Raw genomic sequence first — 22,038 nt, 5'->3', positions numbered from 1 at the left:
CACCGCGACCCTCGCGGCGATCGACACCCAGCACACGTATCCCGGCGGCTCACCGGTTCAGACTTTTTTCGAAGAGCGCTAGTTCGCCACGGTGACCAGGGTGGTGCCGTTCTCGGCACGCACCTCGAGCCGCTGGATGTTGGCTAGGTTGAGCGCGGTCGCCCCGGAGACCCGCAGCGGTTCGGGGGAGCCGGGCACGCCGTACCCCTTGGCGGGAATCGTCCAGCCGGCCAGGATCTGGGGGCTGTCGCCGAGCCACGGCACCGCGATCAGGGCGCAGCCGATCGGGCCGGTGACCCCGCTGAGTTCGAGCTCCGCCTGCGTGCCCCAGTCCCGGGCCCGCAGCACGACCTTCGCGGTGACCGGGGTCCCGGCGTCGGTCCGGCCGAGGGGCCGGGCGCCGTCGCCGAGCCCGGACGCCGAACCGGTCCGGACCACCGGGGTCTCCGCGGGCGCGGCCACCGGCGCGGCGTCACCCGGGGAACCGCCGGACAGGAAGAACGACAGGCTCAGGATCGAACCCGCCAGAAACACCAGCACCGCCGCGGCCGCCGCCCAGCGCGAGACGCGCCGCCGTTTCCGGGCCACCGCCGCGGCCTCGGCGAGCAGCCCGTCCAGCACGCGGGGACCCGGCGGTGGGGCCGGGGCGGCGGGCCAGGTGCGCCGGACCTCGTCGAGCAGTTCCGGGAGTTCGTGCAGTTCCAGCAGCTCGAGCTGGCAGTGGGCGCAGTCCAGCAGATGCGCCTCGAACGCCGCGTTCTCCGGTTCGTCGAGCGCGCCGAGGACGTAGGCGGCGACGTCGGTGTGGCTGACTTGGGCCATCACGACTTCACCCCCTGTCCCGCAGCGCGCGGCGCAGCGCGCGCACGGCGTGGTAGATCCTGGACTTGACCGTACCCGGCGGCACGCCCAGGGTGGCGGCCACCTCGTTCACGGTTCGATCACGCAGGTAGGTCTGCAGCACGGCTTCCCGATGTTCCGGGGACAGGCCCTGCAACGCCTCGTAGACGATCATCGCGGCGAGCGTCTTGTCCGACTCGTCGGGCACGCCGATGGATTCCGCGTCCGCTTCCTCGACCTCCTGCGGCCGGGCCCGGCGGCTGCGCCAGCCGTCGATCACGATGCGTCGCGCCACCGTGTACAGCCAGGCACGCAACATCTCCGGCTGCCGGTCGAGCTTGTCCGCGTTGCGCCAGGCGCGGATCAGGGTCTCCTGCACCACGTCCTCGGCCCAGTGCCGGTCGTGCCCGGTCAGCTTGAGGGTGTAGGCCATGAGCGCCTGACCGAACTCGTGGTACAGCGCCGATGCCAAAGCGTCCGGACCGTGCGCCTCGGCACGGTGATCTACGACGGGTTGCAGCGTACGACTGTGGCGGCCCACGGGGGACATCCTTGTGGGGGAACGGGTTGCCCGTCTAGTACCAATATCGGATCGGTCCGGGTGAGATTTTTTGAACCGCTCCGAACCTGGCGACGTATCCCCCGGTGAAGGCCCCGTAACCCGTCGCGTCTCCCCCAACGCGACCGCGAAAAGTCCACTGTGGATGTGTATGTCCATAGTGGATTTATTGCGCCCTTTTTCGTGGACAGGAAGTCATGACGCACGCACCCCGCCCCCTCATCGCCCTCGCCGCCGGGCTCGCGACCCTGTTCCTGGTCGCGGGCTGTGATGGCGGCGGTTACGGATCGTCCGGAACCGGCGGCCATTCTCCCGGCCAAGCCGTGGCGAACACCGCCGCCGAAGATCAATCCGGATTGAACGCCGTTCGCGCGTTCGATATCGGCCGGCTCGTGGTGGACGCCAAGGGACTCACCGTCTACCGCTTCGACAAGGACACCGCGAAACCGCCGAAATCGAACTGCGAAGGCGATTGCGCGGTGGCCTGGCCACCGGTGCTGGCCACCAGCGATCTCAAGCTCAACGGCATCGACGGGAACCTGGTCGGTTCGGTCAGCCGGTCGGACGGCACCGAACAGGTCACGCTCGCCGGCTGGCCGCTGTACCGGCACAACACCGATCAGATGCCGGGCGAAACCAGCGGTCAGGGCGCGGACGGCGCCTGGTACCCGATCACTCCGGAAGGCAAGAAGGTCCAGTCTGCCGAGAGTCCGGGGGATTCCGGTGAGTTCGGACTCTGACCCCCCGCCGTTTCGATCTTTGGCGCGTGCGTTCGCCCTGCTCTTCGTCGTGTTCTTCGGGGTGGCCGGTCCCGCGGTCGCCACCGCCCAGCCGCGGTTCGGGCCGCTCGGCCCGGCCGACGTCGAACTGCTCAGCAAGGTCCGGCAGGCCGGTCTGTGGGAGATGCCCGCGGGCGACTGGGCCCGGACCCGGGCCGCGAGCCCGATGGTCCGGCAGGTCGGCATGACGATCATGGTCGACCACGGCCGCCTGGACAGCGCGGTCCGCGAACTCGCCGCCGAACTCGGCGTCGGCCTGCCCGAACAGCCCAACGCCGATCAGCAGAGCTGGCTGAACGAGATGCGGAACGCCACCTCGGGCGCCGAGTTCGACCAGATCTTCGTCAACCGGCTGCGCGCGGCCCACGGCCAGGTCTTCTCGGTGATCGCGCAGGTGCGCGCGGGCACCCGCAACGAGCGGATCCGGTCGTTCGCCACCACGTCGAACCAGGCGGTGCTCCGGCACATCACGCTGCTGGAGAGCACCGGGCTGGTCGACCATGGCCGCCTGCCCGAGCCCGCGACGTCCACCACCGCCAAAGCCGGTCTCGACCTGGACGCGGCCGATTTCCTCGTCCTCGCGGTGCTGGTTCCGCTGGAGATCGTGGCCACCGTGTTCGTGCTGGCCATGGTCCGCAACCCGCCGAAGAAGGGAAAGCGCCGCGCCGCGGTCGGCGCCGTCCCGCTGTTCGCCAAGAAGACCTGATCAGGAGAAAGCGATGGTTGACCACTGGTCCCAGGCGCTGGTGCTCGCGCAAACCGCGGACACCGGGGTCCGGGGCATCGCCGCCCTGTCCGCGCGGGTGGCCTACGCGTTCATGTGCCTGACCCTGACCTGGGGCGTGCTCACCGCGACCGGCTGGGCGCGCCGCCTCGGCGAGCGGAAGGCCCTGCGCAGCGGGCACCTCGCGCTCGCCGTGCTGACCCTGTCCTTCGGCGTGATCCACGCGCTCGCCTTCACCTTCCTGTCCGCCAACGCGTTCGACCTCGCGCATCTGATCGTGCCGCTGCTGCCGGGCAGCCTGGTGCGGCATTCGCTGGGCATCGTCGGGCTGGAGGTGATGCTGGCGATCGCGATCACCGCCGGGCTGCACCGCTGGACGGCGTACCGGCGCTGGCTGTGGCTGCACCGGCTGGCCTACCCCGCGGTCGGGATCACCGCGCTGCATTCGCTGTTCGGCGCGATGGCCAACGGGCACCTCGCGCTGCTGTGGCTGGCCGGGATCACCCTGCTGGTGCCCGCGATGACGTTGTCGCTGCTGCGTTTCCTGCCGGTCCGCATGCTGGAGCGGGTCGGCCTCATCGAGGAGAACGTGTGAGTTTCGGGTGGTTCCGCGGCGGGCCGCGGATGAGTGTGGACAACGACCGCTGCGAGCTTTACGGCATCTGCCAGGCCGAGGCGCCGACCCTGTTCGACCTCGGCGCCGATGGCCGGTTGCGGTACACCCGCCAGCTCGAGGCCGACGACCTCGAGCCCGCCATCGCGGCGGCGCGGCTGTGCCCGATGCGCGCGATCGTCCTGCAGGGATGGCCGAAATGAGCGAGGCCGAGCGGATCGTGATCGCCGGTGCGGGGGTCGCCGGTTTGCGCGCGGCGGAACGGCTGCGCGAACTGGGTTACGAAGACGAGCTGGTGATCATCGGGGACGAGCCGCGGCGCCCGTACCACCGGCCCGCGGTCAACAAGCACGTGCTTTCGGGGGCGGCCCGGTCGCACGACGTGACCCTGAGTTCGTACGTCGACCTGGACGCGCGCTGGCGGCTGGGCACCCGGGCGACCCGGCTGGAGGCCGACCGGCGGGTGATCCACCTGCCCGGCGGGGAGGAGATCCGGTACGACGGCCTGATCGTGGCCACCGGCGTGGTGCCGCGGCACCTGCCCGGTGCGCCCCGGCACGATCCGCGGGTCCGCGTGCTGCGCACCGTCGACGACGCGCACGCCGTGCGCCGCGCGCTGGCGGCGAGCGACAAACCCGCGGTGGTGATCGGCAGCGGGCTGGTCGGCTGCGAGTTCGCGGCGAGCATGCGGCAGATGGGCCGGGACGTGACCGTGGTCGGGCACGCCCGCGCGCCGCTGTACCGGTTCGGGCCGAACATCTCCGCGGCGATGACCGATTTGCACACCCGCCACCGCGCGGGGCTGGAGATGGGCACCGAGGTGCGGCACTGGATCACCACCCGCGAGTCGGTCGGGCTGCACCTGGCCAACAGCAAACTCCTGGTGGCCGGGTGCGTGGTGCTCGCCATCGGCAGCGTGCCCGCGGTGGACTGGCTGCGCGGGTCCGGGCTGGTGCTGGAGGACGGCGTGCTGTGCGACGCGTCGCTGTTCGCCATCGGGGTGGCCGACGTGGTGGCGGCCGGGGACGTGGCGCGCTGGCCGAACCTGCGGTTCGACGAGGTGCCGCGGCGGGTCGAGCACTGGATCAACGCGGTCGAGATGGGCCGGGCGGCCGCGGAGAACCTGCTGGCCGGGCGCTCGAGCGCGACCCCGTTCGCGCCGGTGCCCCGGGCGTGGTCGGGCCAGTACCAGGTGCGCGTGCAGATGGTCGGCATGCCTTCGCTCGGCGAGGACACCGTCACGCTGGCCGAGGGCGTCACCGGGTTCATCCGGTCCGGCCGGTTGATCGGCATCTGCGGCTGGGACCGGCCGCGCGAGATGCTGAAGTGGACCGAGGAGCTCACCGAGCGGCTGCCGGTGCGCACTCCGGCCAAACGGCGCCCGCTGTCCCCGGTCGCGGGGGAGGGCGCGAGTTCGACCGGCACCTACCGGCTGGTCCGCACCGCGGCTTCCACCCCGGGACATGCCTGGCTGTCCGGCGGATAGGGCGGTGGGCTCTCGGTTCGGCGCGGGAACAACGCGATCCCGGCGGCGATCAGCGCCGCGCCCAGGAGGTGCCAGACCGAGAGCCGCTCGCCGAGGAACACGATGGCGGTGAGCACCCCGAACACCGGGATGAGGTTCAGGACCATCCCGGCGACGCCGATCGGCACGGCCGTGATCGCGCGGTTGTACAGCAGGAAACTGGCCGCGTACCCGACCACGCCCATGAGCACCGCGGCGACCCAGAACCTCGGTTCGGCGGCGGGCGGGAACGGTTCCGCCCCGGTCGTCCACACGACGACGGCGACCGGGGTGGCCAGCAGCAGGGCGAAGGTGAACTGGTACGTGGTCATCGACACCGCGTCCAGTTCCCGCGCCAGCCCCCGCGCGGGCAGCGAGTACAGCGCCGCGCAGAAGGCGCCGACGACCACCAGCACGTCCCCGAGGTTCCCGCCGAAGTCGGCGCCCACGCCCTGCAGCGCGAGCACACCGACCAGGGAGAGCGCGAGCCCGGCGACCGCGCGGCGGTCCAGCCGTTCGCGGAGGAACACCGCGGCGAGCAGGACCACGAAACAGGATTCGGTCGCGTTCAGCAGCGAGGCGTTCGTCGCGGTGGTGTACCGCAGGCCGAGGGTGAGGAACGCGTAGGCGAGGCCGGGTTCGAGCAGCCCGAGCAACGCGAGCCGGGAAATCCGCCGGGGCGGGCGGATCCCGGTCGCGAGCGCGAGCGGCCACAGCAGCAGGTTGGCCCCGATCAGGCCGGTCATCAGCAGTGTGACCGGGGGCAGCCCGTCGAGTGCGTATTTGGCCGAGGTGGCCTGGCTGCCCCAGCACAGGGCGGCCACCACCAGCAGGAGGTACGGACTATGTCGGTATCTCACGGCGAGACTTCGGCCGCCTCTCCGTGCGCCAGGATCCGGTTCAGCAGCGCGTCCACGTCCCGGGGCGTGGTGGTGGGGTTCAGCATGGTCAGCTTGAGGTACACGGCTTCGCGGCCGGACGGGTCGGTCATCGTGGTGCGCCCGATGACGCCCAGGCCGGAGGCGAGCAGGGCGCGGCGCAGGCGGGCGTTGACCGCGCAGACGTCCCCGTCCTCGGCCGGGAGGTAGCGGAAGACCACAGTGGACAGCACCGGATCGGCGCGCAGTTCCAGGCGCGGCTGGGCGCGGATGATTTCCGCGGCGTGCACCGCGAGGTCGTGGCAGCGGTCGACCAGTTCGCCCAGTCCGGCCTTGCCCAGCGACCGCAGGGTCACCGCGATCTTGACGGCGTCCGCGCGGCGGGTGGTGCGCAGCGAGGAACCGAGCCGACTGGTGTAGCCCGCGTTCTCGTCGTCGGTGCTGTTCAGGTAGGCGACCGTGCGGTCGAGCGGGGCGAACGCGGTGCGCTGCCGGGTGAGGAACGCCCCGGCGGCGACCGGCTGCCAGCCGAACTTGTGCAGGTCGAGCCCGACCGAATCGGCGAGGTCGAGCCCGTCGAGCAGGTGCGCGAGCCGCGCCGAGAACAACGCCCCGCCACCGTAGGCGGCGTCCACGTGGAACCAGGCGCGGTGCTTGCGGGCGATCGCCGCCACCTCGCGGATCGGGTCGATGCCGCCGAGGTCGGTGGTGCCCGCGGTGGCCACGATCGCGACCGGAACCTCGTGCCGCGCCCGGATTCCGGCGAGTTCCTCGGCCAGCGCGGCGGGGATCATCCGGTGCGCGTGGTCGACGGCGACCGGCACGACGGCGTCCTCGCCCAGCCCGAGGAAACCGGCCGAGCGCGCGATCGAGAAGTGCGCGACCGCCGAGCACAGGATCCGCAGCCGTCCCGCGGCGGCCGCCGGAACACCGGCGCGCGCGGCCTGGACCCCGTACCGCTCGGCCAGGACGTGGTCCCGGGCCAGCAGCAGGCCCATCAGATTCGATTCGGTGCCCCCGGCGGTGATCACGCCGCCCGCGCCCGGGCCGAAGCCGACGAGGCGGGCGAGCGCGAGCACGAGTTCGGTCTCCAGCACGCTCGCCAGCGGCGCCTGGTCCCACGAATCCAGCGACGGGTTCACCGCCGCCACCGCGGTGTCCGCGGCCACCGCGACCGCGAGCGGCGGGCAGTGCAGGTGGGCCGCGCAGGCGGGATCGGCCGGATCGGCGGCGCCCGCGGCGAGCTGGCCGACCAGCTGGGCGAGCACGGTTTCCGGTTCGCTGCCGGTTTCCGGCAGCAGATCGCCGAGTTCGGCCCGCCACCGCGCCCCGAGCTCCCGGGGATCACCGGCGGGGATCGGTCCGCCCCGCTCCTTCGCCCCGGCGGCGAGCGCGTCCAGCGTGACCCCGAGGAACTCTTCCAGCGCCGTCGCGCCCAGCGGCCCACCGGCGAGTGCCACATCCATAGCGAACTCCCGTAAATTCGAAAAGACTTACTCGCCGACCGGGAATATTTCATTCCTCGCGCTCGGCATGACATAACTGGTTAAAATTGCGCGGACCGATTGCGGTGCTGCGTCGAACCGTCGTCTCCGGCGTGGGCCCAGCGCGACTGTACCCCGGTAATCCAGGGTCTGACCAGTAGCGTCATGCGCGCGTAACACGGATCACTCCACGCGTTTTCCAAGGTCATTACTCGCTTTTTTATGGATTTTTGACCTTGTTTCGGCGCGGTGTGGCCCGGCGTGAAAATAACCTGAAAGAAATTATCCGGACGGCTTTACGGGACAGTTTCGCGGCTTAGGATGTCAGGAATTCCGCAACGCTTCGAGGATGTCGGCGGGCTCGGATCGGGTGGTGTAGTCCGGGTGCACGTCGATCCACCGCAGAACCCGTTCGGCGTCCACGATCAGCGTGGTCGGCATGGGCAGCCCGGTGGTGCCGTCCGCGTTGCCGGTGGTGATGTCGATGCCGAGCGACCGCTGCGCCGCGCGGGCCTCTTCGGTGGGGCCGGTCAGGATGCCCAGTTCCCGGGCCATGGCGTTGCCGGGGTCGGAGAGCACCGGGTAGCTCAGCTCGTTCTTCTCCCGCGTGCTCAGCGAGCCGTCCGGCTTCTGCGGGCTGAGGGCGACCAGTGCTGCCCCGCGCCCGGTCAGTTCCGGCAGGAGCTGTTGCTGGTAGGTCCGCAGGGTCAGGTTGCAGTAGGGGCACCAGTCGCCGCGGTAGAAGACGAGCACCGCGGGCCGGGGGCCGATCGCGGCGAACAGGCCGATCGGCGCGCCGTGCGGGTCGAGCAACTCGTGGTCGGTGAGTTTCGTACCCGGGATGGCGACCCCGGCGGGGACTCCGGCGGCCGCGAGTCCGTGCTGTTCCCGGCTGAAGGCGGCGTGCGCCTCCGGCGGGAGGTGATCGGCGATGCCCTGCTGGAGTTCGGTGATCCGGTCGGCGAGCGGTCCGGTCATGAGACGTCCTCTCCTGATGTTTGGACTGTGCGGTCCAGTCTGGTCACGGTCGGATTGGACTGTCAAGTCCAAACGATTAGGCTGGCGCCATGAGTGCCGGGAGCTGGACCGCGAAGGGGCGCGCGACGCGCGAGCGGATCGTCGAATCCGCCGCCGAGCTGATGTTCCGCCGGGGCGTGGCGGGGACCAGCCTGGACGACATCCGGGCCGCGACCGGGGTCAGCAAGTCGCAGCTCTACCACTACTTCGCGGACAAGACCGAGCTCGTGCACGCGGTGGTCACCCGGCAGGCCCGGGCGGTGCTGGCGGCGCAGCAGGCGCTGTTCCCCGCGCTCGATTCGTGGGACGCCCTCCACGCGTGGCGCGACGCGCTGGTCAAGCTCCAGCGGCAGCGCCACTGCGAAGGCGGCTGCCCGATCGGATCGCTGACCAGCGAACTGGCCGACGTGGACGAACCCGCCCGGATCGCCCTCGCCGACGGCTTCGACCGCTGGGAAACCTGGATCCGCGAAGGACTCGCCGCGATGCGCGACCGCGGCGAACTCCGTCCCGACGCCGATCCGGACACCCTCGCCCTGGCCACCCTCGCCTCCCTGCAGGGCGGCCTCCTGCTCACCCAGGCCCGCCGCACCACGAAACCCCTCGAAGCCGCCCTGGACGCCGCCTTCGCCCACCTCCGCGCCCACCGCCCGGCCTGACGAGTCGCACACTCGGGCAAGCGAACTACACACTCAGGTAAGCGAACTGCACACTCGGGGTCCACAGTGGACAAACCGGCCGATGTCGCAGTGGCCGGGGTTCCGAAACGGGGAACTCGGGCTACCGAAACGGGGAACACACGCGACCGGAACGGGGGAGACTCGCGGGCGGGCGCGCACCCGAACGTGCAACTCGTGTACCTGAGTGTGTAACTCGCGTGCTTGAGTGTGTAACTCGCTTGCGCGGACGTGCGACTCGCGTGCGGGAGGGTGGGCTCGGGTTTTACCTCTCCTAATGGGGGTGTACCTGTGCTAAAACGGGTGGGATGATTCCGGACGGGTAAGGGGGTCCATGGCGGAGGATGAATCGCCCGGGGCCTTCTACCTGCCGCTCGGGGACGGGCGGTTCCGGGCGACGGAGGCCACGGCGAGCCCGTGGGACGAGAAGGCCCAGCACGGTGGACCACCGGCGGCGTTGCTCGCCACGGTCTGCGCGGATCTCGCGGCCACGCCGGACCTCCGGGTGGCCCGGTTCGCCGTCGACATGCTCGGCCCGATCCCGCGCGGGGACGTGCGCGTGACGGCTTCGGTCCTGCGGCCGGGGCGCCGGATCCAGCTCGTGGAAGCCGCGCTGGAGGCGAACGGGCGCACCGCGGCCGTCGGCCGCGCGTGGCTGATCAACGCCCGGGCGCGTCCACCGGCGACACCGGGCACCGCCGAGGACGCGGTGCCCGAGCTGCCGGGTCCGGCCGAACAGCGGTTCTTCCCGGGGATCGAGCGCTGGGGTTACGGGGAGGCCGTGGAATGGCGGTTCGCCGGCGGCGGGTACGACCGGCTCGGCCCGGCGGAGGTGTGGACGCGGGTGCGCATCCCGCTGATCGAAGGGAATCCGCTGACCGGTCTGCAACGGCTGCTGATCACCGCCGACGCGGCGAACGGGGTGAGCGCCGAGCTGCCGCTGGACGACTGGCTGTTCATCCCGCCGTCGTTGACCGTCACCGTGCACCGGTTTCCGGCCGGGGCATGGACGTTCCTGCGTGCCCGCACCTGGATCGGCGCGGACGGCGTCGGCATGACCCACGGCCGCCTCGGTGATCCGGACGGGACCACGGGATTCGTCGAACAGCCGCTGCTCGTCGAACCACGGGCCGGCCCGGAAACCACGCCGTGATTCGCCGGATACTCTCGGCGAACAAAATATCGGGAAAGCTCCCCCAAGTAGCTCTATCCAGCCACCTTGACCGCGCTGTAATCTAATTGGCTCTAGGCGGGAATTGCTGGGGTGGCTGGGGGCGAAACCCGCGTGCCGATTGCGGTCTTCGACAAGGGGATTGGCATGATCAGGGTACTCCTGTGCGCCGGCCACGAGCTGGTCCGGGCCGGTCTGGCCGCGCTTCTCGGTAGCGAGCGGGACATTACCGTGGTCAGTCAGGTCGGCGAGGGGCCGGCGGTGATAACCGAGGTGGATCGGCTCCGCCCGGACGTGATGATCATGGATATCCAGCCGCGAAACGAAGAACGCGCGCAGGTTATGCGCGTACTCGCCAACGGCCGCCCGGAACCGATTGTTCCGGTCATCGCGCTGACCAACGATATCGAGGTTGCGACATTGCTGACCGCATTGTCACTCGGCGCGCGCGGCCTGGTTTACGTGGACGACACGCAAGAACATATCGTCAATGCGGTGCGCGCGGTGGCCGACGGCCTCGCATTCGTGACCCCGGTGATCACCGCGCCATTGCTCGACGAACTGTCCCGGCACGTGCTCGTACCGGCCACCGGGAACGGGGAACTGTCGAAACTGACCAACCGGGAACTGTCCGTGCTCCGCTCGCTGGCCGCCGGGCGCACCACCGCGGAAATCGCGCGGGACCTGCACGTCACCAAGGCGACGGTGAAGTCGCACGTTTCCCATCTCCTGCTGAAACTGCAGCTCACCGAACGCGTGCAGGCGGTCGTGGTCGCCTACCAGTCCGGGCTGGTGGACCCGACCACGCTCCCGCGGCCCCGCCGCCCGACACCGTAACCCGGCATGGGCGTACCGGAATGCCGCAGACTCGGCACTGCCCGACCGGCGGTCGCCGCCGGTAATCTCGCTTTCCGTGGTCAATCGAATTGAGAACGTGCAATTCCGGGGAATATTCGATTCCCGCAGAAACGTGACCGTGGAGGCCGAGATCCGGTTCGCCGACGGCGCGACAGGGGTGGCCTCCGCACCGATCGCGATCGCGCCCGGGCGCCGGGAACGGGCGCGGGCGGACGTGACGCGGCTCGGCGCGCTGGACGAGGCGCCCGCGTTCGCCGAACTCCGCGACCGGATCACCGGCACGTCCGCCGGAACCCAGCGGGACTTCGACGAATTCCTCGAGGAGTTCTCCGCGGTCGGGGCGAACGTGCTGGTGGCCCTGTCGGTCGCGTTCGCGCGGGCGCGCTGCGCCGCGCTCGGGACGCCGTTGAGCGCGTACATCGCGGCCGACGCCGGGATAAGCCCGCGACTGCCGGTGCCGCTGGTGAACGTGTTCAGCGGCGGGATCCACGGCGGCGACCCGTTCATGCCCTTCCAGGAGATCATGGTGGCGCCGATGTCCGGCTCGCTGCACGATCGGCTGCGGGTGGCGCTCGCGGTGTACGAGGAGCTCGAAGCCCAGGCGCGCCTGCACCACGGCGGCTGCGGCTACTCCTCGGCGGGCGGGCTGCGGGTGCGCGGCATGGTGTTCGAGGACGCGCTGGCAGAGATCACCGCGGTGATCGACCGCCGGTTCTCGCGGGACGACGTGGGTATCGGCATCGACGTCGCCGCGGAACACCTGCGCCGCGGAACCGGCCGCCGGGGGACGGAATACGCGATCGGGGACGAACTGCTCACCGAACGTCAGCTCGGTGAGCTGCTCACCGGGCTGGTCGCGAAACACCCCATCCGGTACCTGGAAGACCCGTACGATCCCGCGGATGTCGCGTCCTGGAAGGACTTCGCCGGGCAGCGACCGGACGGTCTGTATCTCTGCGGGGACGATCTCTTCGTCACCGACGAACGGCGCATGACGGGTGAACTGGCCAACTGCACGGTCATCAAGCTGACCCAGTGCGGCACCCTCACCCGCGGTATCCGGGCCGCGCTCGCCGCTCGCGCCGAAGGCATGGCGCTGTGCGTTTCGCATCGCAGCGGGGAAACCGAGGACTGCGGGGTCTGCGATCTCGCCGTCGGCCTGGCTTCGGAGTTCATCAAGGTCGGCGGACCGAGCGCGGATCGGATGGCCAAGTACAACCAGCTCATCCGGCTCGAAGCCGGTCTCGACGGCGTTCGCCGCGCGCCCTGACAGTCCACAGTAGACATCCACCATCGACGAACCGCCGCGGGCCCGCCTCCACGATCGAAGGAAAACAATATGCGTCGCTTGGGCGAAGACAAGGTTAACGGCGATCAAAGATAGTGAACGTGTTGATGTTGTAGCTGGGGAGGAGCCGGTCGATGCTCGGGACACCGGAGGCGACGAGACAGCGGCGCGGCCCCGTTCCCTTGCAGGCAATACGCCCTGCTGCCAAGCCGCGACCGGTCGTGTCCACGCTGCTGATCGCGGGTTCGGACCTGGGCCGGTGCGCGGCGCTGGCGGCGTTGCTGACCGATGTGCTGGACGTCCGGGTCGCCTCCACCGAAGAGGAGGCCACCCGCCGCATCATCGAACGACGTCCCGGTGCGGTGCTGGTCGACGACCGGCTCGCCGAACCGGAAACCGACCTCTTCCGCGCGGTGTCGGGGGAGCACGGTGACCGCGGGTTCCCGGTCGTCGTCGACGCGGGGCACCGGGACCGCCTGCCGCACCACTTCGACGGCGTTCCGGCGTGCCAGGTGGTGTTCCGGCGGGACGTGGTGGATCTCGCGGCGACGATCGCCGCACTGGTGTCGCCGCGCCGCCGGGCGCGCCTGATCTCCGGGGCGCGGAACGTGCACGTGCGGCACGCGGTCGATCTGGTGGCGCGGCGGTACACCGAACGGCTCACGATCGGCACGATCGCCCGCCGGACCGGACTTTCCGACACCTACCTGTCCCATCTTTTCAAGGCACAGACCGAAATGACGGTCCGGGAGTACGTCACCCGGGTGCATCTGGAGGTGGCCAAATGCCTGCTCGGCTCGAGCGACGACACGCTCGAACTCGTCGCCGCCAAGGCCGGGTTCGCGGACGCCTCGCACCTGAGCCGGGTGTTCCGGCGGCACACCGGTCGCACCCCGGCCGAATACCGGCGATGAGGTGAGCGCGGTGCACGCGGTGGGAGTGGTGCACGGCCGGTTCCAGCCGTTGCACATCGGACATCTGGAGTACCTGCTGGCCGGGAAGGCCGCCTGCGGCAAGCTGATCGTCGGCATCACCAACCCGGACACCACGGCGATCGTCGAGGAGCCGACCCAGCCGGACCGGCACCTGTCGTCGTCGAACCCGTTCACCTACTACGAACGCCTGCTCATGGTGGAGGCCGCGCTGCTGGGCGCGGGCGTGCCGCTGACCGATTTCCGGATCGTTCCCTTTCCGCACAGCAGGCCGGAGCTGCTCCGGTTCTACGTGCCGGCGGACGCGGTGCACTTCCTCACGGTCTACGACGACTGGGGCGACGAGAAACTCCGGCGCCTCGGCGAGGTCGGCTGCAAGACCGAGGTGCTGTGGCGGCGCACGGAGAAGGTGACCTCCGGAACCGAGATCCGGCGGCGCATCGCCACCGGCGGCGACTGGACGGATCTCGTCCCCGACGGCGTGGCGGCCGTCCTCAACGGACTCCCCGGCACGCGGCGACTGCGAGGCGACGATGCCTGAACGCTCCGGAAAGGTCTACGTCATCGCGTTGTGCGGGGGAGCCGACCGGCCGATCGCCCGGCTGGGCGACCGGACCCCGTTCCAAGCGGCGGCGACCCCGAACCTGGACCACCTCGCCCGGCAGGGCTGCACCGGGCTGCTGACCGTGATCGAACCGGGCATCACCCCGGAATCGGATTCGGGGGCGATGGCCCTGCTCGGCTTCGATCCGCGGAAGTACTACACCGGTCGCGGCCCGCTGGAGGGGTTCGGTTCGGACTTCTGGGACCCGGAGGGGTCCTGTGTGGCCTTCCGGGTCAACTTCGCCAGCCAGGACCCGGACAGCGGGCGGCTGGACCGGCGGACCTCGCGGGACCTGACCGACGACGAACTCCAGGCCCTCGCCGGAGAACTGCGGGCCGGGGTCGAACTGCCCGGCGACCTCCGGTTCGGGCTGAAGGCGTACGGCCGCCACCGGGGAATCGTCGCCCTGACCAGCCGGACGCTCGCCCTGAGCGGCGAGGTGGCCAACACCGACCCCGGATTCGTCCGGCGTGGACCGTTCGGCGTGCCGACCGGCGGGCCGGTGAGTTCCGCACTGGCCTGCACCGCGCTCGACGACCGCGAGGAGTCCCTGCGCACCGCGGAACTGGTGAACGAACTGGTCGCCCAGACCGGCCGGATCCTGCGGGCCAGCGAGGTCAACCGGTGCCGGATCGCGGACGGCAAGCGCCCGGCGAACCTGCTGCTGTTCCGGGACGCGGGGGACACCCTGCCCCGGCTGCCGGGCCTCGCCGCCGGATTCCGCCTGCGGTTCTTCGGGCAGATCCCGGCCGAGCGCGCACTGTCCCGCTTGCTCGGCGCCGAGTTCACCCACACCGCGCCGCGGCCGGACGAGGATCTCACCCTGTACTACGGACAACTGGCCGGAGAACTCGCATCGGCGCCGGAGAACCTGGTGTTCGTGCACGTCAAGGGCCCGGACGAACCGGGCCACGACGGTCTGCCGCACGACAAGGTCGAGGCCATCGAGGCGATCGACCGCGACCTGATCGGACCGCTCGCCGCGCGGCTGGGCCCGGCCGACACGCTCGTGGTCACCTGCGACCACTCGACCCCCTGCGAACTCGGCATCCACAGCGACGACCGGGTGCCCGCGGTCGTCACCGGCGCGGGCGTACCGCGGGACGAGACCGAACGGTTCGACGAGGCCACCGCCGCGCGCGGCGGCCTGCCGGTCGACCGCGCGGACGGGCTGCTGACCTGGCTGACCGGAAACCCATCGGATTAGGAGGGCCCATGTCGCGAGCGCGACGGTTCAAGGAACTGCTCAACGCACCGGAGATCCTGGTGGTGCCGAGCGCCTACGACGCGCTGTCCGCGCGCGTGATCGACCAGGCCGGTTTCGAGGCGATCCACATGACCGGATCGGGCAGCTCGGCGAGCATCCTGGGCTTCCCGGACCTCGGTTTCACCCAGATCCCGGAAATGGCCGAACACGCGAAGAACATCGTGCTGTGCACCAATCTCCCGGTGATCTGCGACGCGGACGCCGGATACGGCAACGCGATGAACACCTGGCGGACCATGCGGGAGTTCGAACGCGCCGGGATCGTCGGCTTCCACCTGGAGGACCAGGTGAACCCCAAGCGGTGCGGCCACCTCGAGGGCAAGCGGCTGATCTCGGTCGAGGAGATGACCGGGAAGATCGAGGCCTGTGTGGACGCCCGGGAGGATCCGGACTTCACGCTGATCGCGCGCACCGACGCGCGCGAGGCGCTCGGAATGGACGAGGCCATCCGCCGCGCCAAGATCTACCTGTCCGCGGGCGCCGACTGCATCTTCCTGGAGGCGCCGCTGAGCGTGGACGAGCTGAAACGGGTGCGCGACGAGATCGACGCGCCGCTGCTGGCGAACATGGTCGAGGGCGGCAAGACCCCGTGGCTCACCTCGTCCGAACTCGAGGCCATCGGCTACAACGTGGTGATCTACCCGCTTTCCGGCTGGATGGCCGCGGCTTCGGTGCTGCGCCAGGTGATGCGCGAGCTGAAGGAGACCGGGACCACGCAGAACTACTGGAAGCGGATGGGTCTGCAGATGACGTTCGAGGAGCTGTTCGAGGTCTTCGACTACAGCAGGTTCGCCGAACTGGAGAAGCGGTTCGTCCGCGGTGACGAGTAGGAGCTGATGGCGGTGCAGGTCCGGAATCCGTACACCGGCGAGGAACTCGGCACGGTCCCCGAGCAGTCCGCGGACGAGGTGACCGGCGTGCTGGCGGCGCTCGCGGGCGACCGGCGGGTGCTCGCCCCGCCGGATCGCGCGGCGGTGCTGGCTAAGGCGGCCGCGTTGCTGGCGCAGCGCCGCGACCGGATCTCGGACCTGATCACCGGCGAGTCCGGGGTGTGCAAGAAGGAGACGCTGCGCGAGGTCGACCGGGCGGCGGGGAACCTCCGGGTCGCCGCGGTCGAGGCCGAACGGATCACCGGCGAGACGATCCCGCTGTCCTCGGGGGGCAAGGAGAAACTCGCGGTGACCGTGCAGGAACCGGTCGGCGTGGTAGCCGCGATCACCCCGTTCAACCGGCCGCTCAACCAGGTGGTCGTCAAACTGGCCCCGGCGCTCGCGGCGGGGAACCGGGTGGTGCTCAAACCGTCCGAGAAGACCCCGCTCACCGCACTGTCCTTTGTGGACCTTCTGCGCGAGGCCGGGCTGCCGCCGGAGAACGTCGCGGTGGTCACCGGCGATCCGGCGGAGGTCGGCGGCACGATCGCGGCGAGCCCGTGCACGGATATGGTCACCTTCACCGGCGGGGTGACCGCCGGGCACGCGGTGGCCCGGGCGGCGGCGGGCAAGCCGGTGCTGCTCGAGCTCGGCGGGAACGATCCGCTGATCGTGTTCGCCGACGCCGATCTGGCCACCGCCGCGAAACTCGCCGTGGACGGGGGTTTCGCCACCGCGGGGCAGTCCTGCCGGGGCGTCAAGCGGGTGCTCGCGCACGGGAGCGTCGCCGACGAGCTGGTGGCCCGGATGGTCGAACTCGCGAAGACCAAGCGGTACGGGGACCCCCGGGATCCGGCGACCGACCTCGGGCCGCTGATCAGCGCCGAGGCCGCCGAACTGGTGGAACGCCGCATCTCCGACGCGGTGGCCCGCGGCGCGAAACTGCGGCACGGCGGTTCCCGCGACGGAGCGCTCGTCGAACCGGCCGTGCTCGACGAGGTCCCCGTGGACGCGGAACTGGTGCGCGAGGAGACCTTCGGCCCGGTCGCGCCGGTCCTGCGGTTCGACACCCCGGACGAGGCGGTCGCGATCGCCAACTCCACGCGGTACGGGTTGCAGGCGGGCATCCTCACCCGGGACGTGGACCTCTTCCTCGGCGTGGCGCGCCGGTTGCGGGTGGGCACGGTCAACCTGGCCGAGGGGCCGCATTTCGATTCACCGCACATCCCGTTCGGCGGTGTCAAGCACAGCGGGGTGGGGCGGGAAGGCATTCGGTTTTCCATCCGGGCGATGACGGTGACCAAAACGCTGACCATGCCGTATCGCCTCGTCGGGGAAGGGTGACTGGGGAATGGACATCTTCGAAAAGGTCACGAACCGCAGGGAGGGGCTGGCCGTGCTCGCCGAGCGCACGCACGGCCAGGTCACCTTCCCCAAGCTGCGGGGTGACGTGGGCAGCCACATGGATTTCGGCGGTGACCGGCATCTGGTGTGGAGCCTCAACAACTACCTCGGCCTGGCCAACCACCCCGAGGTCCGGGAGGCGGACACCGCCGCGGCGGCCGAATTCGGCCTGGCCGCGCCGATGGGGTCGCGCATGATGTCCGGGGAGACCGCGGAACTGGCGGCGCTGGAGGCCGAACTCGCCGATTTCGTGGGCAAACCGGACGCCTTCTTCCTCAACTTCGGGTACCAGGGCATGGTGTCGCTCCTGGACGTGCTGCTGACCCGGCACGACTGGGTGGTCTACGACGCGCACTGCCATTCCTGCATCATCGACGGGATCCGGTTGAGCGGCGCGCACGCGCGATCGTTCCCGCACAACGACATCGACCGGCTCGGCCGCGTCCTGGACCAGGTCGACCGCAAACGCGCGCCGGACGAGGCGGTGCTGGTGATCACCGAGGGCGTGTTCGGGATGTCCGGCAACCAGGGGCGGCTGCGGGAAATCGTCGCGCTGAAAGCGAAGCACGACTTCCGCTTGCTGGTGGACGACGCGCACGGGTTCGGGGTGATGGGGCCGACCGGTCGCGGGACGCCCGAGGAGCAGGGGGTGACCGACGGGGTCGACCTGCATTTCGCGACGTTCGCCAAGGCGGGCGCGAGCATCGGCGCCTTCGTGGCCGCGCCCCGCGAGCTGGTCTGGCATCTGCGCTACACCATGCGGTCCCAGGTGTTCTCCAAAGGGCTTCCGGCGCCGATCGTGGTCGGCAACCGCAAGCGGCTCGAGCTCATGCGCACCCGGCCGGAGCTGCGGGCGGCGTGCTGGACGATCGCGAAGGCGTTGCAGGACGGCTTGCGGGCCCAGGGCCTGGACCTCGGCGACACGTCGAGTCCGGTCACCCCGGTGTTCCTGCGCATGCCCGAGGACGAGGCGATCGCCTACCTCGCCCTGCTGCGCGACGAGTACCGCATCTTCTGCTCCGGGGTGACCTATCCGGTGGTGCCCCAGGGCGTGATCCAGCTGCGGCTCATCCCGACCGCGCGCCACACCACCGACGACGTGACCCGGACGGTGTCGGCGCTGCCGGAAGCATACGAACGAGTGCGAGGGGAAGCACGGTGACGGATTCGACCTATCTGGAACGGACCGGGGTGATCTTCCGGGCCGTGATCAACGATCTGAAGCGCGATCCGGCCTCGGCCGCGCGCGATCTCGAAGTGCCGGTGGAGGTGGTGGAGGACATCCTCGGCGGCCGCCGCGCCATCCCGCCGGAGGTGCTGGAGCGCGCGGTGCGGGTGTGGCCGGTCAACGAGCGGGACTTCTTCCCGATCCACGACGACGCCCCGGAAGGCGTCCGGATCATGCGGGCGGCCGAATCGGCGGCCACCACCCGGATACTGCGCCGCGGCGGGCGGGACTACTACGAGTACCGGGACACCGCGATGAGCCGGGTGTCGATGTTCCGGCCGGAATGGATCCGGATGATCCAGCCGGTCGAGGACGACGATCCGGACAACCCCGGGGTGGAGTGGAACAACGGCCACTTCCTGAACCAGTTCACCTATTTCGTCGGATCGGTGAACTACTACTACGAATGGAACGGCGTGCGGCACTGCATGCCGATGGAGACCGGGGACTCGGTGTCCGGCCTGCCCTACGCGCCGCACAGCTTCGCGGCGCGAAACGGGGAACCGGCGCTGATCCTCGCGCTCACCTACGGCGGCCGGTTGCTCGGCGACGCGCAGCACGAACTGTCCGCGCTCGGGGCCGATCTGGCCGCCGGGTACGCGTTCGACGCATCCTCGCCCGCGGCTTCCTCCGCGGCCCTGCTGCGCGTCCACCTGGACAACACGAGTTGCTCGCCGGAGGAACTCGCCCGCCGCACCGGCATCCCGGTGCCCCGCCTGGCCGAGCTGACCTCGGGTTCGGCCGAGGCGAGCGCGGCCGAGCGGGCCGGGATCGCCCGGGCCCTGCGGGTGAACGAGCGCGATCTGCTGCCGATCGTGCCGGACGAGGTGGACGGCGTGCGGATCGTGCGCGGGGCGGACGCGCCGAGCTGGCACTATCCCGACGATTCGGCCGCGGACTACCGGATCAAGGAACTCGCCGGGACGCTGGTGTGCCCGAACTCGCGCGGCCTGGAGATCGAGGTGCTCGGCGAGGGGCGCACCCCGTTGCGCAGCGGGCTGCACACCTACCTGTACAACCTGGGTCCGTCCGCTGTGGACTTCAGCTGGGAACACGACGGCCGGTCGCTGAGCCGGAACCTCGGACCCGACGATTCCGCCTACCTCAAACCGTTCGTCCCGCACCGGTTCGCGGTGACCGCGCCGGACGCGCCGGGCCGCCTGCTGGTCCTGCGGATCGGCGGCAAGGTCAGCGGCGACGCCCTGCTCGAAGCCTCGGCGCTGGGCCCGGCTTCCCTGCGCCGCCTGGTGACCGATTCGGACCAGTGGTACGACCCGCGGGGCCGGAACCCGGCGCGGGCCTTCGCAGGAAAAGGAGGGGACTGATGCTCCCGAGCAAGGCCAAACGGCTGCGCGACGAACTCGCCGCCGGGAAGACGATCGTCGCGGCGGGCGCGCACGACGGCCTGAGCGCGCGGCTGGTCGAGGCGGCCGGTTTCGACGCGGTGTGGGCGTCCAGTTTCGAGATCTCCACGAGCCACGCGGTGCCGGACGCGAGCATCGTCACCATGTCGGAGTACCTGGACGCGGCCCGCAGCATGAACCAGTCGGTGCGGATCCCGATCATCGCCGACTGCGACAACGGATTCGGCAACAGCACCAACGTGTCCTACATGGTCCGCCGGTACGAGGCCGAGGGGATCGCCGCGGTCTGCATCGAGGACAAGCGCTTCCCCAAGCTGAACAGCTTCATCGGCGAAGGGCAGGCCCTGGAGACGATCGAGGAGTTCACCGACAAGATCCGCGCCGGCAAGCGCAGCCAGCAGACCGAGGAGTTCCTGCTGATCGCGCGGACCGAGGCGCTGATCTCCGGCCAGGGCGTGGACGAGGCGCTGCGGCGTGCCGAGTCCTATGTGGACGCCGGGGCGGACGCGGTGCTGGTGCACTCGAAGTCGCGGACCGCGGACGAGGTGCTGTCGATGGTCGGGAAGTGGGACGGCCGCGCCCCGATCGTCGTGGTGCCCACCACCTATTACGAGTCCACTGTGGAGGAACTGGTCGCCGAAGGCGTGCAGGTGGTGATCTTCGCCAACCACGCCATCCGGGCCGCCGTGCGGGCGATGGGCAGCACCCTGGCCGAGGTCCGCCGCCGCGGCACCACGGCGTCGGTGGAAGACCGGATCGCGACGCTGCAGGAGCTGTTCGACTTGCAGGGCATGGGCGATGTCGGTCAGCTGTCCGTCTAGCGCGCTGGGCGAGGTGTGGTTCGGCCGGGGGCGCCTGGACGACCTCCCCGGCTATCTCGCCCGCCGCGCGGTGACCTCGTGCCTGCTGGTCACCGGCGGGCGGTCCTTCCAGGACTCCGGCGCCGAGGCGCGGCTGGACCGGGTGCTGCACGGGATCCGGGTGGTCCACCGGGGCGGCGTGCCGCCCAACCCGCCCGCCGAGTACGTCGCGGAAGGGGTGGGCGTGCTGCGGCGGTCCGCGGTGGACGCGGTGATCGCGGTGGGCGGCGGGAGCGTGCTGGACGCCGGGAAGCTGATCGCCGGGCTGGCCGCCCAGCCCGGCCCGCCCGGCGACTACTTGGTTGTCCGACGTTCGCTTCTTGTCCCGGCCCGGCGGGCGACGCTCGTGCTCGTGCCGACCACCGGCGGCAGCGGCAGCGAGGCCACCTCGATCGCCGTGGTGACCGTGCGGGGGCGCAAGACCTCGCTGCAGCACGAGGTGCTCCGGGCCGATCTGTCCGTAGTGGACCCGGAGCTGAGCTGGGCCGCGCCGCCCGCGCTGACCGCGAGCTGCGGGCTGGACGCGCTCAGCCACGCCGTCGAGTCGTACTGGAGCGTCGCGGCGACCGAGACGTCCCGTTCCCGCGCGGCGACCGCGATCCCGCTGGCCGCCCGCAACCTGGTCGCCGCCAGCACCGCGCCCAGCCCGGACGCGCGGGCGGCGATGAGCCGCGCCGCGCTGTTCGCGGGGCAGGCGATCGAGGCGACCCAGACGACCGCCGCGCACGCCCTTTCCTACGCGATGACCACGACCTACGGCGTGCCGCACGGCCACGCGTGCGCGCTGTTCCTCGGCGCCTTCCTGGAATACAACGCCGGGGTCACCGACGCGGACGTGGCCGACGAGCGCGGCGCCGAGTTCGTGCGGGCGCGGATCCGCGAGGTGCTGAGCCTGCTCGGCGTCGCCTCCGCCGCGGACGGCCGCGCGCTCGTCGAGGGCATGCTCCGCCGGACCGGGCTCGGCCACCGGCTGTCCGCGTTCGGCGTGCGCGCCCGGGACCTGGCGGATCTCGCGGACGCGGGCCTGCGCTCGCCCCGGATCGCCAACAACCCCCGGCGCGTCGGCCGGAACACCCTGCTGGGCCTGCTGTCCGGCCTGCTCTAAAAGGAGGGACGCG

Annotated in this window: 23 protein-coding genes; 18 read left to right on the top strand and 5 right to left on the bottom strand. The window is 70.7% G+C overall.

Annotation, left to right across the window (positions count from 1 at the left end):
* Positions 1-78 precede the first annotated feature (78 nt).
* Together FXO23_RS36090 and FXO23_RS36085 are read right to left on the bottom strand one after the other, a co-directional pair.
* On the bottom strand, positions 79-822 hold the full coding sequence (locus FXO23_RS36090) for a zf-HC2 domain-containing protein (RefSeq protein WP_158890704.1): 744 nt from the start codon (positions 820-822) through the stop codon (positions 79-81).
* A gap of 7 nt (positions 823-829) precedes the next feature.
* Positions 830-1,381, bottom strand: a complete 552-nt coding sequence (locus tag FXO23_RS36085; RefSeq protein ID WP_158890702.1) for a sigma-70 family RNA polymerase sigma factor — start codon at positions 1,379-1,381, stop codon at positions 830-832.
* Between the two features lie 215 nt (positions 1,382-1,596).
* On the opposite strand from FXO23_RS36085, the gene FXO23_RS36080 reads away from it, so the two are divergent.
* The 5 genes from FXO23_RS36080 to FXO23_RS36060 are packed head-to-tail and all read left to right on the top strand — an operon-like array spanning position 1,597 to position 5,001.
* A complete protein-coding gene (locus tag FXO23_RS36080) occupies positions 1,597-2,139 on the top strand; it encodes a hypothetical protein (RefSeq protein WP_158890700.1) in 543 nt (180 codons plus the stop codon).
* A 19-nt stretch (positions 2,140-2,158) separates the two neighbouring features.
* On the top strand, positions 2,159-2,884 hold the full coding sequence (locus tag FXO23_RS36075) for a DUF4142 domain-containing protein (RefSeq protein WP_246258231.1): 726 nt from the start codon (positions 2,159-2,161) through the stop codon (positions 2,882-2,884).
* A gap of 13 nt (positions 2,885-2,897) precedes the next feature.
* Positions 2,898-3,497 (top strand): ferric reductase-like transmembrane domain-containing protein, encoded by a 600-nt coding sequence (locus FXO23_RS36070; RefSeq protein ID WP_158890698.1) that lies wholly within the window; start codon positions 2,898-2,900, stop codon positions 3,495-3,497.
* A complete protein-coding gene (locus FXO23_RS36065) occupies positions 3,494-3,718 on the top strand; it encodes a ferredoxin (protein WP_246258230.1) in 225 nt (74 codons plus the stop codon). Before FXO23_RS36070 ends, FXO23_RS36065 begins: the two co-directional genes overlap by 4 nt.
* Positions 3,715-5,001 carry an NAD(P)/FAD-dependent oxidoreductase gene (locus tag FXO23_RS36060; protein WP_158890696.1) on the top strand — a complete coding sequence of 429 codons (1,287 nt, stop codon included), beginning with the start codon at positions 3,715-3,717 and terminating at the stop codon, positions 4,999-5,001. The genes FXO23_RS36065 and FXO23_RS36060 overlap by 4 nt, the downstream gene beginning before the upstream one ends.
* Here the strand turns inward: FXO23_RS36060 and FXO23_RS36055 are convergent.
* From FXO23_RS36055 to FXO23_RS36045, 3 genes are all read right to left on the bottom strand, one after another.
* Positions 4,941-5,879 carry a DMT family transporter gene (locus FXO23_RS36055; RefSeq protein WP_158890694.1) on the bottom strand — a complete coding sequence of 313 codons (939 nt, stop codon included), beginning with the start codon at positions 5,877-5,879 and terminating at the stop codon, positions 4,941-4,943. The genes FXO23_RS36060 and FXO23_RS36055 overlap by 61 nt on opposite strands.
* Positions 5,876-7,363, bottom strand: coding sequence for a pyridoxal phosphate-dependent decarboxylase family protein (locus tag FXO23_RS36050; RefSeq protein WP_158890692.1), 1,488 nt, complete (start codon positions 7,361-7,363; stop codon positions 5,876-5,878). Before FXO23_RS36050 ends, FXO23_RS36055 begins: the two co-directional genes overlap by 4 nt.
* Positions 7,364-7,705: 342 nt before the next feature.
* Positions 7,706-8,359 carry a peroxiredoxin-like family protein gene (locus tag FXO23_RS36045; RefSeq protein WP_158890690.1) on the bottom strand — a complete coding sequence of 218 codons (654 nt, stop codon included), beginning with the start codon at positions 8,357-8,359 and terminating at the stop codon, positions 7,706-7,708.
* Between the two features lie 89 nt (positions 8,360-8,448).
* On the opposite strand from FXO23_RS36045, the gene FXO23_RS36040 reads away from it, so the two are divergent.
* The 13 genes from FXO23_RS36040 to FXO23_RS35980 all read left to right on the top strand — a co-directional run bounded on the left by FXO23_RS36040 (position 8,449) and on the right by FXO23_RS35980 (position 22,025).
* The gene (locus FXO23_RS36040) at positions 8,449-9,057 is read left to right on the top strand and encodes a TetR/AcrR family transcriptional regulator (protein WP_158890688.1); all 609 of its coding nucleotides are present in this window, start codon (positions 8,449-8,451) and stop codon (positions 9,055-9,057) included.
* A 352-nt stretch (positions 9,058-9,409) separates the two neighbouring features.
* Positions 9,410-10,228: a thioesterase family protein gene (locus tag FXO23_RS36035; RefSeq protein ID WP_158890686.1), complete on the top strand. Its 819-nt coding sequence runs from the start codon at positions 9,410-9,412 to the stop codon at positions 10,226-10,228.
* Positions 10,229-10,393: 165 nt separating this feature from the next.
* Positions 10,394-11,083, top strand: coding sequence for a response regulator transcription factor (locus FXO23_RS36030; RefSeq protein ID WP_158890684.1), 690 nt, complete (start codon positions 10,394-10,396; stop codon positions 11,081-11,083).
* A 76-nt stretch (positions 11,084-11,159) separates the two neighbouring features.
* The gene (locus FXO23_RS36025) at positions 11,160-12,374 is read left to right on the top strand and encodes an enolase-like domain-containing protein (protein ID WP_158890682.1); all 1,215 of its coding nucleotides are present in this window, start codon (positions 11,160-11,162) and stop codon (positions 12,372-12,374) included.
* Between the two features lie 152 nt (positions 12,375-12,526).
* Positions 12,527-13,306 (top strand): helix-turn-helix domain-containing protein, encoded by a 780-nt coding sequence (locus FXO23_RS36020; protein WP_158890680.1) that lies wholly within the window; start codon positions 12,527-12,529, stop codon positions 13,304-13,306.
* Between the two features lie 10 nt (positions 13,307-13,316).
* Entirely contained in the window at positions 13,317-13,865 is a 549-nt protein-coding gene (locus FXO23_RS36015; protein ID WP_158890678.1) for an adenylyltransferase/cytidyltransferase family protein, read from the top strand.
* Complete coding sequence (locus tag FXO23_RS36010; protein WP_158890676.1) at positions 13,858-15,135, top strand: CMP-5'-phosphonoformate--3-phosphoglycerate phosphonoformyl transferase; 1,278 nt, start codon at positions 13,858-13,860, stop codon at positions 15,133-15,135. The genes FXO23_RS36015 and FXO23_RS36010 overlap by 8 nt, the downstream gene beginning before the upstream one ends.
* Positions 15,136-15,143: 8 nt before the next feature.
* The gene (bcpA, locus tag FXO23_RS36005) at positions 15,144-16,025 is read left to right on the top strand and encodes a carboxyvinyl-carboxyphosphonate phosphorylmutase (RefSeq protein ID WP_158890674.1); all 882 of its coding nucleotides are present in this window, start codon (positions 15,144-15,146) and stop codon (positions 16,023-16,025) included.
* A 6-nt stretch (positions 16,026-16,031) separates the two neighbouring features.
* A complete protein-coding gene (locus FXO23_RS36000; RefSeq protein ID WP_158890673.1) occupies positions 16,032-17,408 on the top strand; it encodes an aldehyde dehydrogenase family protein in 1,377 nt (458 codons plus the stop codon).
* 7 nt (positions 17,409-17,415) lie between these two features.
* Positions 17,416-18,630: an aminotransferase class I/II-fold pyridoxal phosphate-dependent enzyme gene (locus FXO23_RS35995; protein WP_158890671.1), complete on the top strand. Its 1,215-nt coding sequence runs from the start codon at positions 17,416-17,418 to the stop codon at positions 18,628-18,630.
* Positions 18,627-20,021: a cupin domain-containing protein gene (locus FXO23_RS35990; RefSeq protein WP_158890669.1), complete on the top strand. Its 1,395-nt coding sequence runs from the start codon at positions 18,627-18,629 to the stop codon at positions 20,019-20,021. Before FXO23_RS35995 ends, FXO23_RS35990 begins: the two co-directional genes overlap by 4 nt.
* Positions 20,021-20,881: an isocitrate lyase/phosphoenolpyruvate mutase family protein gene (locus FXO23_RS35985; RefSeq protein WP_158890667.1), complete on the top strand. Its 861-nt coding sequence runs from the start codon at positions 20,021-20,023 to the stop codon at positions 20,879-20,881. The genes FXO23_RS35990 and FXO23_RS35985 overlap by 1 nt, the downstream gene beginning before the upstream one ends.
* Positions 20,859-22,025 carry a phosphonoacetaldehyde reductase gene (locus tag FXO23_RS35980; protein WP_158890665.1) on the top strand — a complete coding sequence of 389 codons (1,167 nt, stop codon included), beginning with the start codon at positions 20,859-20,861 and terminating at the stop codon, positions 22,023-22,025. The genes FXO23_RS35985 and FXO23_RS35980 overlap by 23 nt, the downstream gene beginning before the upstream one ends.
* Positions 22,026-22,038 lie beyond the last annotated feature (13 nt).

This window comes from Amycolatopsis anabasis (assembly GCF_009765355.1).
In the GTDB taxonomy this organism is placed as follows: domain Bacteria; phylum Actinomycetota; class Actinomycetes; order Mycobacteriales; family Pseudonocardiaceae; genus Amycolatopsis; species Amycolatopsis anabasis.
Note: the sequence above shows the minus strand (reverse complement) of the source record. Positions and strands in the feature narration are given on the sequence as shown.

Excerpts from the sequence above, each read along its gene's own strand:
- FXO23_RS36090 (WP_158890704.1), bottom strand. The coding sequence starts at position 822 with ATGGCCCAAGTCAGCCACACCGACGTCGCCGCCTACGTCCTCGGCGCG.
- FXO23_RS36080 (WP_158890700.1), top strand. The coding sequence starts at position 1,597 with ATGACGCACGCACCCCGCCCCCTCATCGCCCTCGCCGCCGGGCTCGCG.
- FXO23_RS36070 (WP_158890698.1), top strand. The coding sequence starts at position 2,898 with ATGGTTGACCACTGGTCCCAGGCGCTGGTGCTCGCGCAAACCGCGGAC.
- FXO23_RS36060 (WP_158890696.1), top strand. The coding sequence starts at position 3,715 with ATGAGCGAGGCCGAGCGGATCGTGATCGCCGGTGCGGGGGTCGCCGGT.
- FXO23_RS36050 (WP_158890692.1), bottom strand. The coding sequence starts at position 7,363 with ATGGATGTGGCACTCGCCGGTGGGCCGCTGGGCGCGACGGCGCTGGAA.
- FXO23_RS36045 (WP_158890690.1), bottom strand. The coding sequence starts at position 8,359 with ATGACCGGACCGCTCGCCGACCGGATCACCGAACTCCAGCAGGGCATC.
- FXO23_RS36040 (WP_158890688.1), top strand. The coding sequence starts at position 8,449 with ATGAGTGCCGGGAGCTGGACCGCGAAGGGGCGCGCGACGCGCGAGCGG.
- FXO23_RS36035 (WP_158890686.1), top strand. The coding sequence starts at position 9,410 with ATGGCGGAGGATGAATCGCCCGGGGCCTTCTACCTGCCGCTCGGGGAC.
- FXO23_RS36030 (WP_158890684.1), top strand. The coding sequence starts at position 10,394 with ATGATCAGGGTACTCCTGTGCGCCGGCCACGAGCTGGTCCGGGCCGGT.
- FXO23_RS36020 (WP_158890680.1), top strand. The coding sequence starts at position 12,527 with ATGCTCGGGACACCGGAGGCGACGAGACAGCGGCGCGGCCCCGTTCCC.
- FXO23_RS36010 (WP_158890676.1), top strand. The coding sequence starts at position 13,858 with ATGCCTGAACGCTCCGGAAAGGTCTACGTCATCGCGTTGTGCGGGGGA.
- bcpA (WP_158890674.1), top strand. The coding sequence starts at position 15,144 with ATGTCGCGAGCGCGACGGTTCAAGGAACTGCTCAACGCACCGGAGATC.
- FXO23_RS36000 (WP_158890673.1), top strand. The coding sequence starts at position 16,032 with ATGGCGGTGCAGGTCCGGAATCCGTACACCGGCGAGGAACTCGGCACG.
- FXO23_RS35995 (WP_158890671.1), top strand. The coding sequence starts at position 17,416 with ATGGACATCTTCGAAAAGGTCACGAACCGCAGGGAGGGGCTGGCCGTG.
- FXO23_RS35985 (WP_158890667.1), top strand. The coding sequence starts at position 20,021 with ATGCTCCCGAGCAAGGCCAAACGGCTGCGCGACGAACTCGCCGCCGGG.
- FXO23_RS35980 (WP_158890665.1), top strand. The coding sequence starts at position 20,859 with ATGTCGGTCAGCTGTCCGTCTAGCGCGCTGGGCGAGGTGTGGTTCGGC.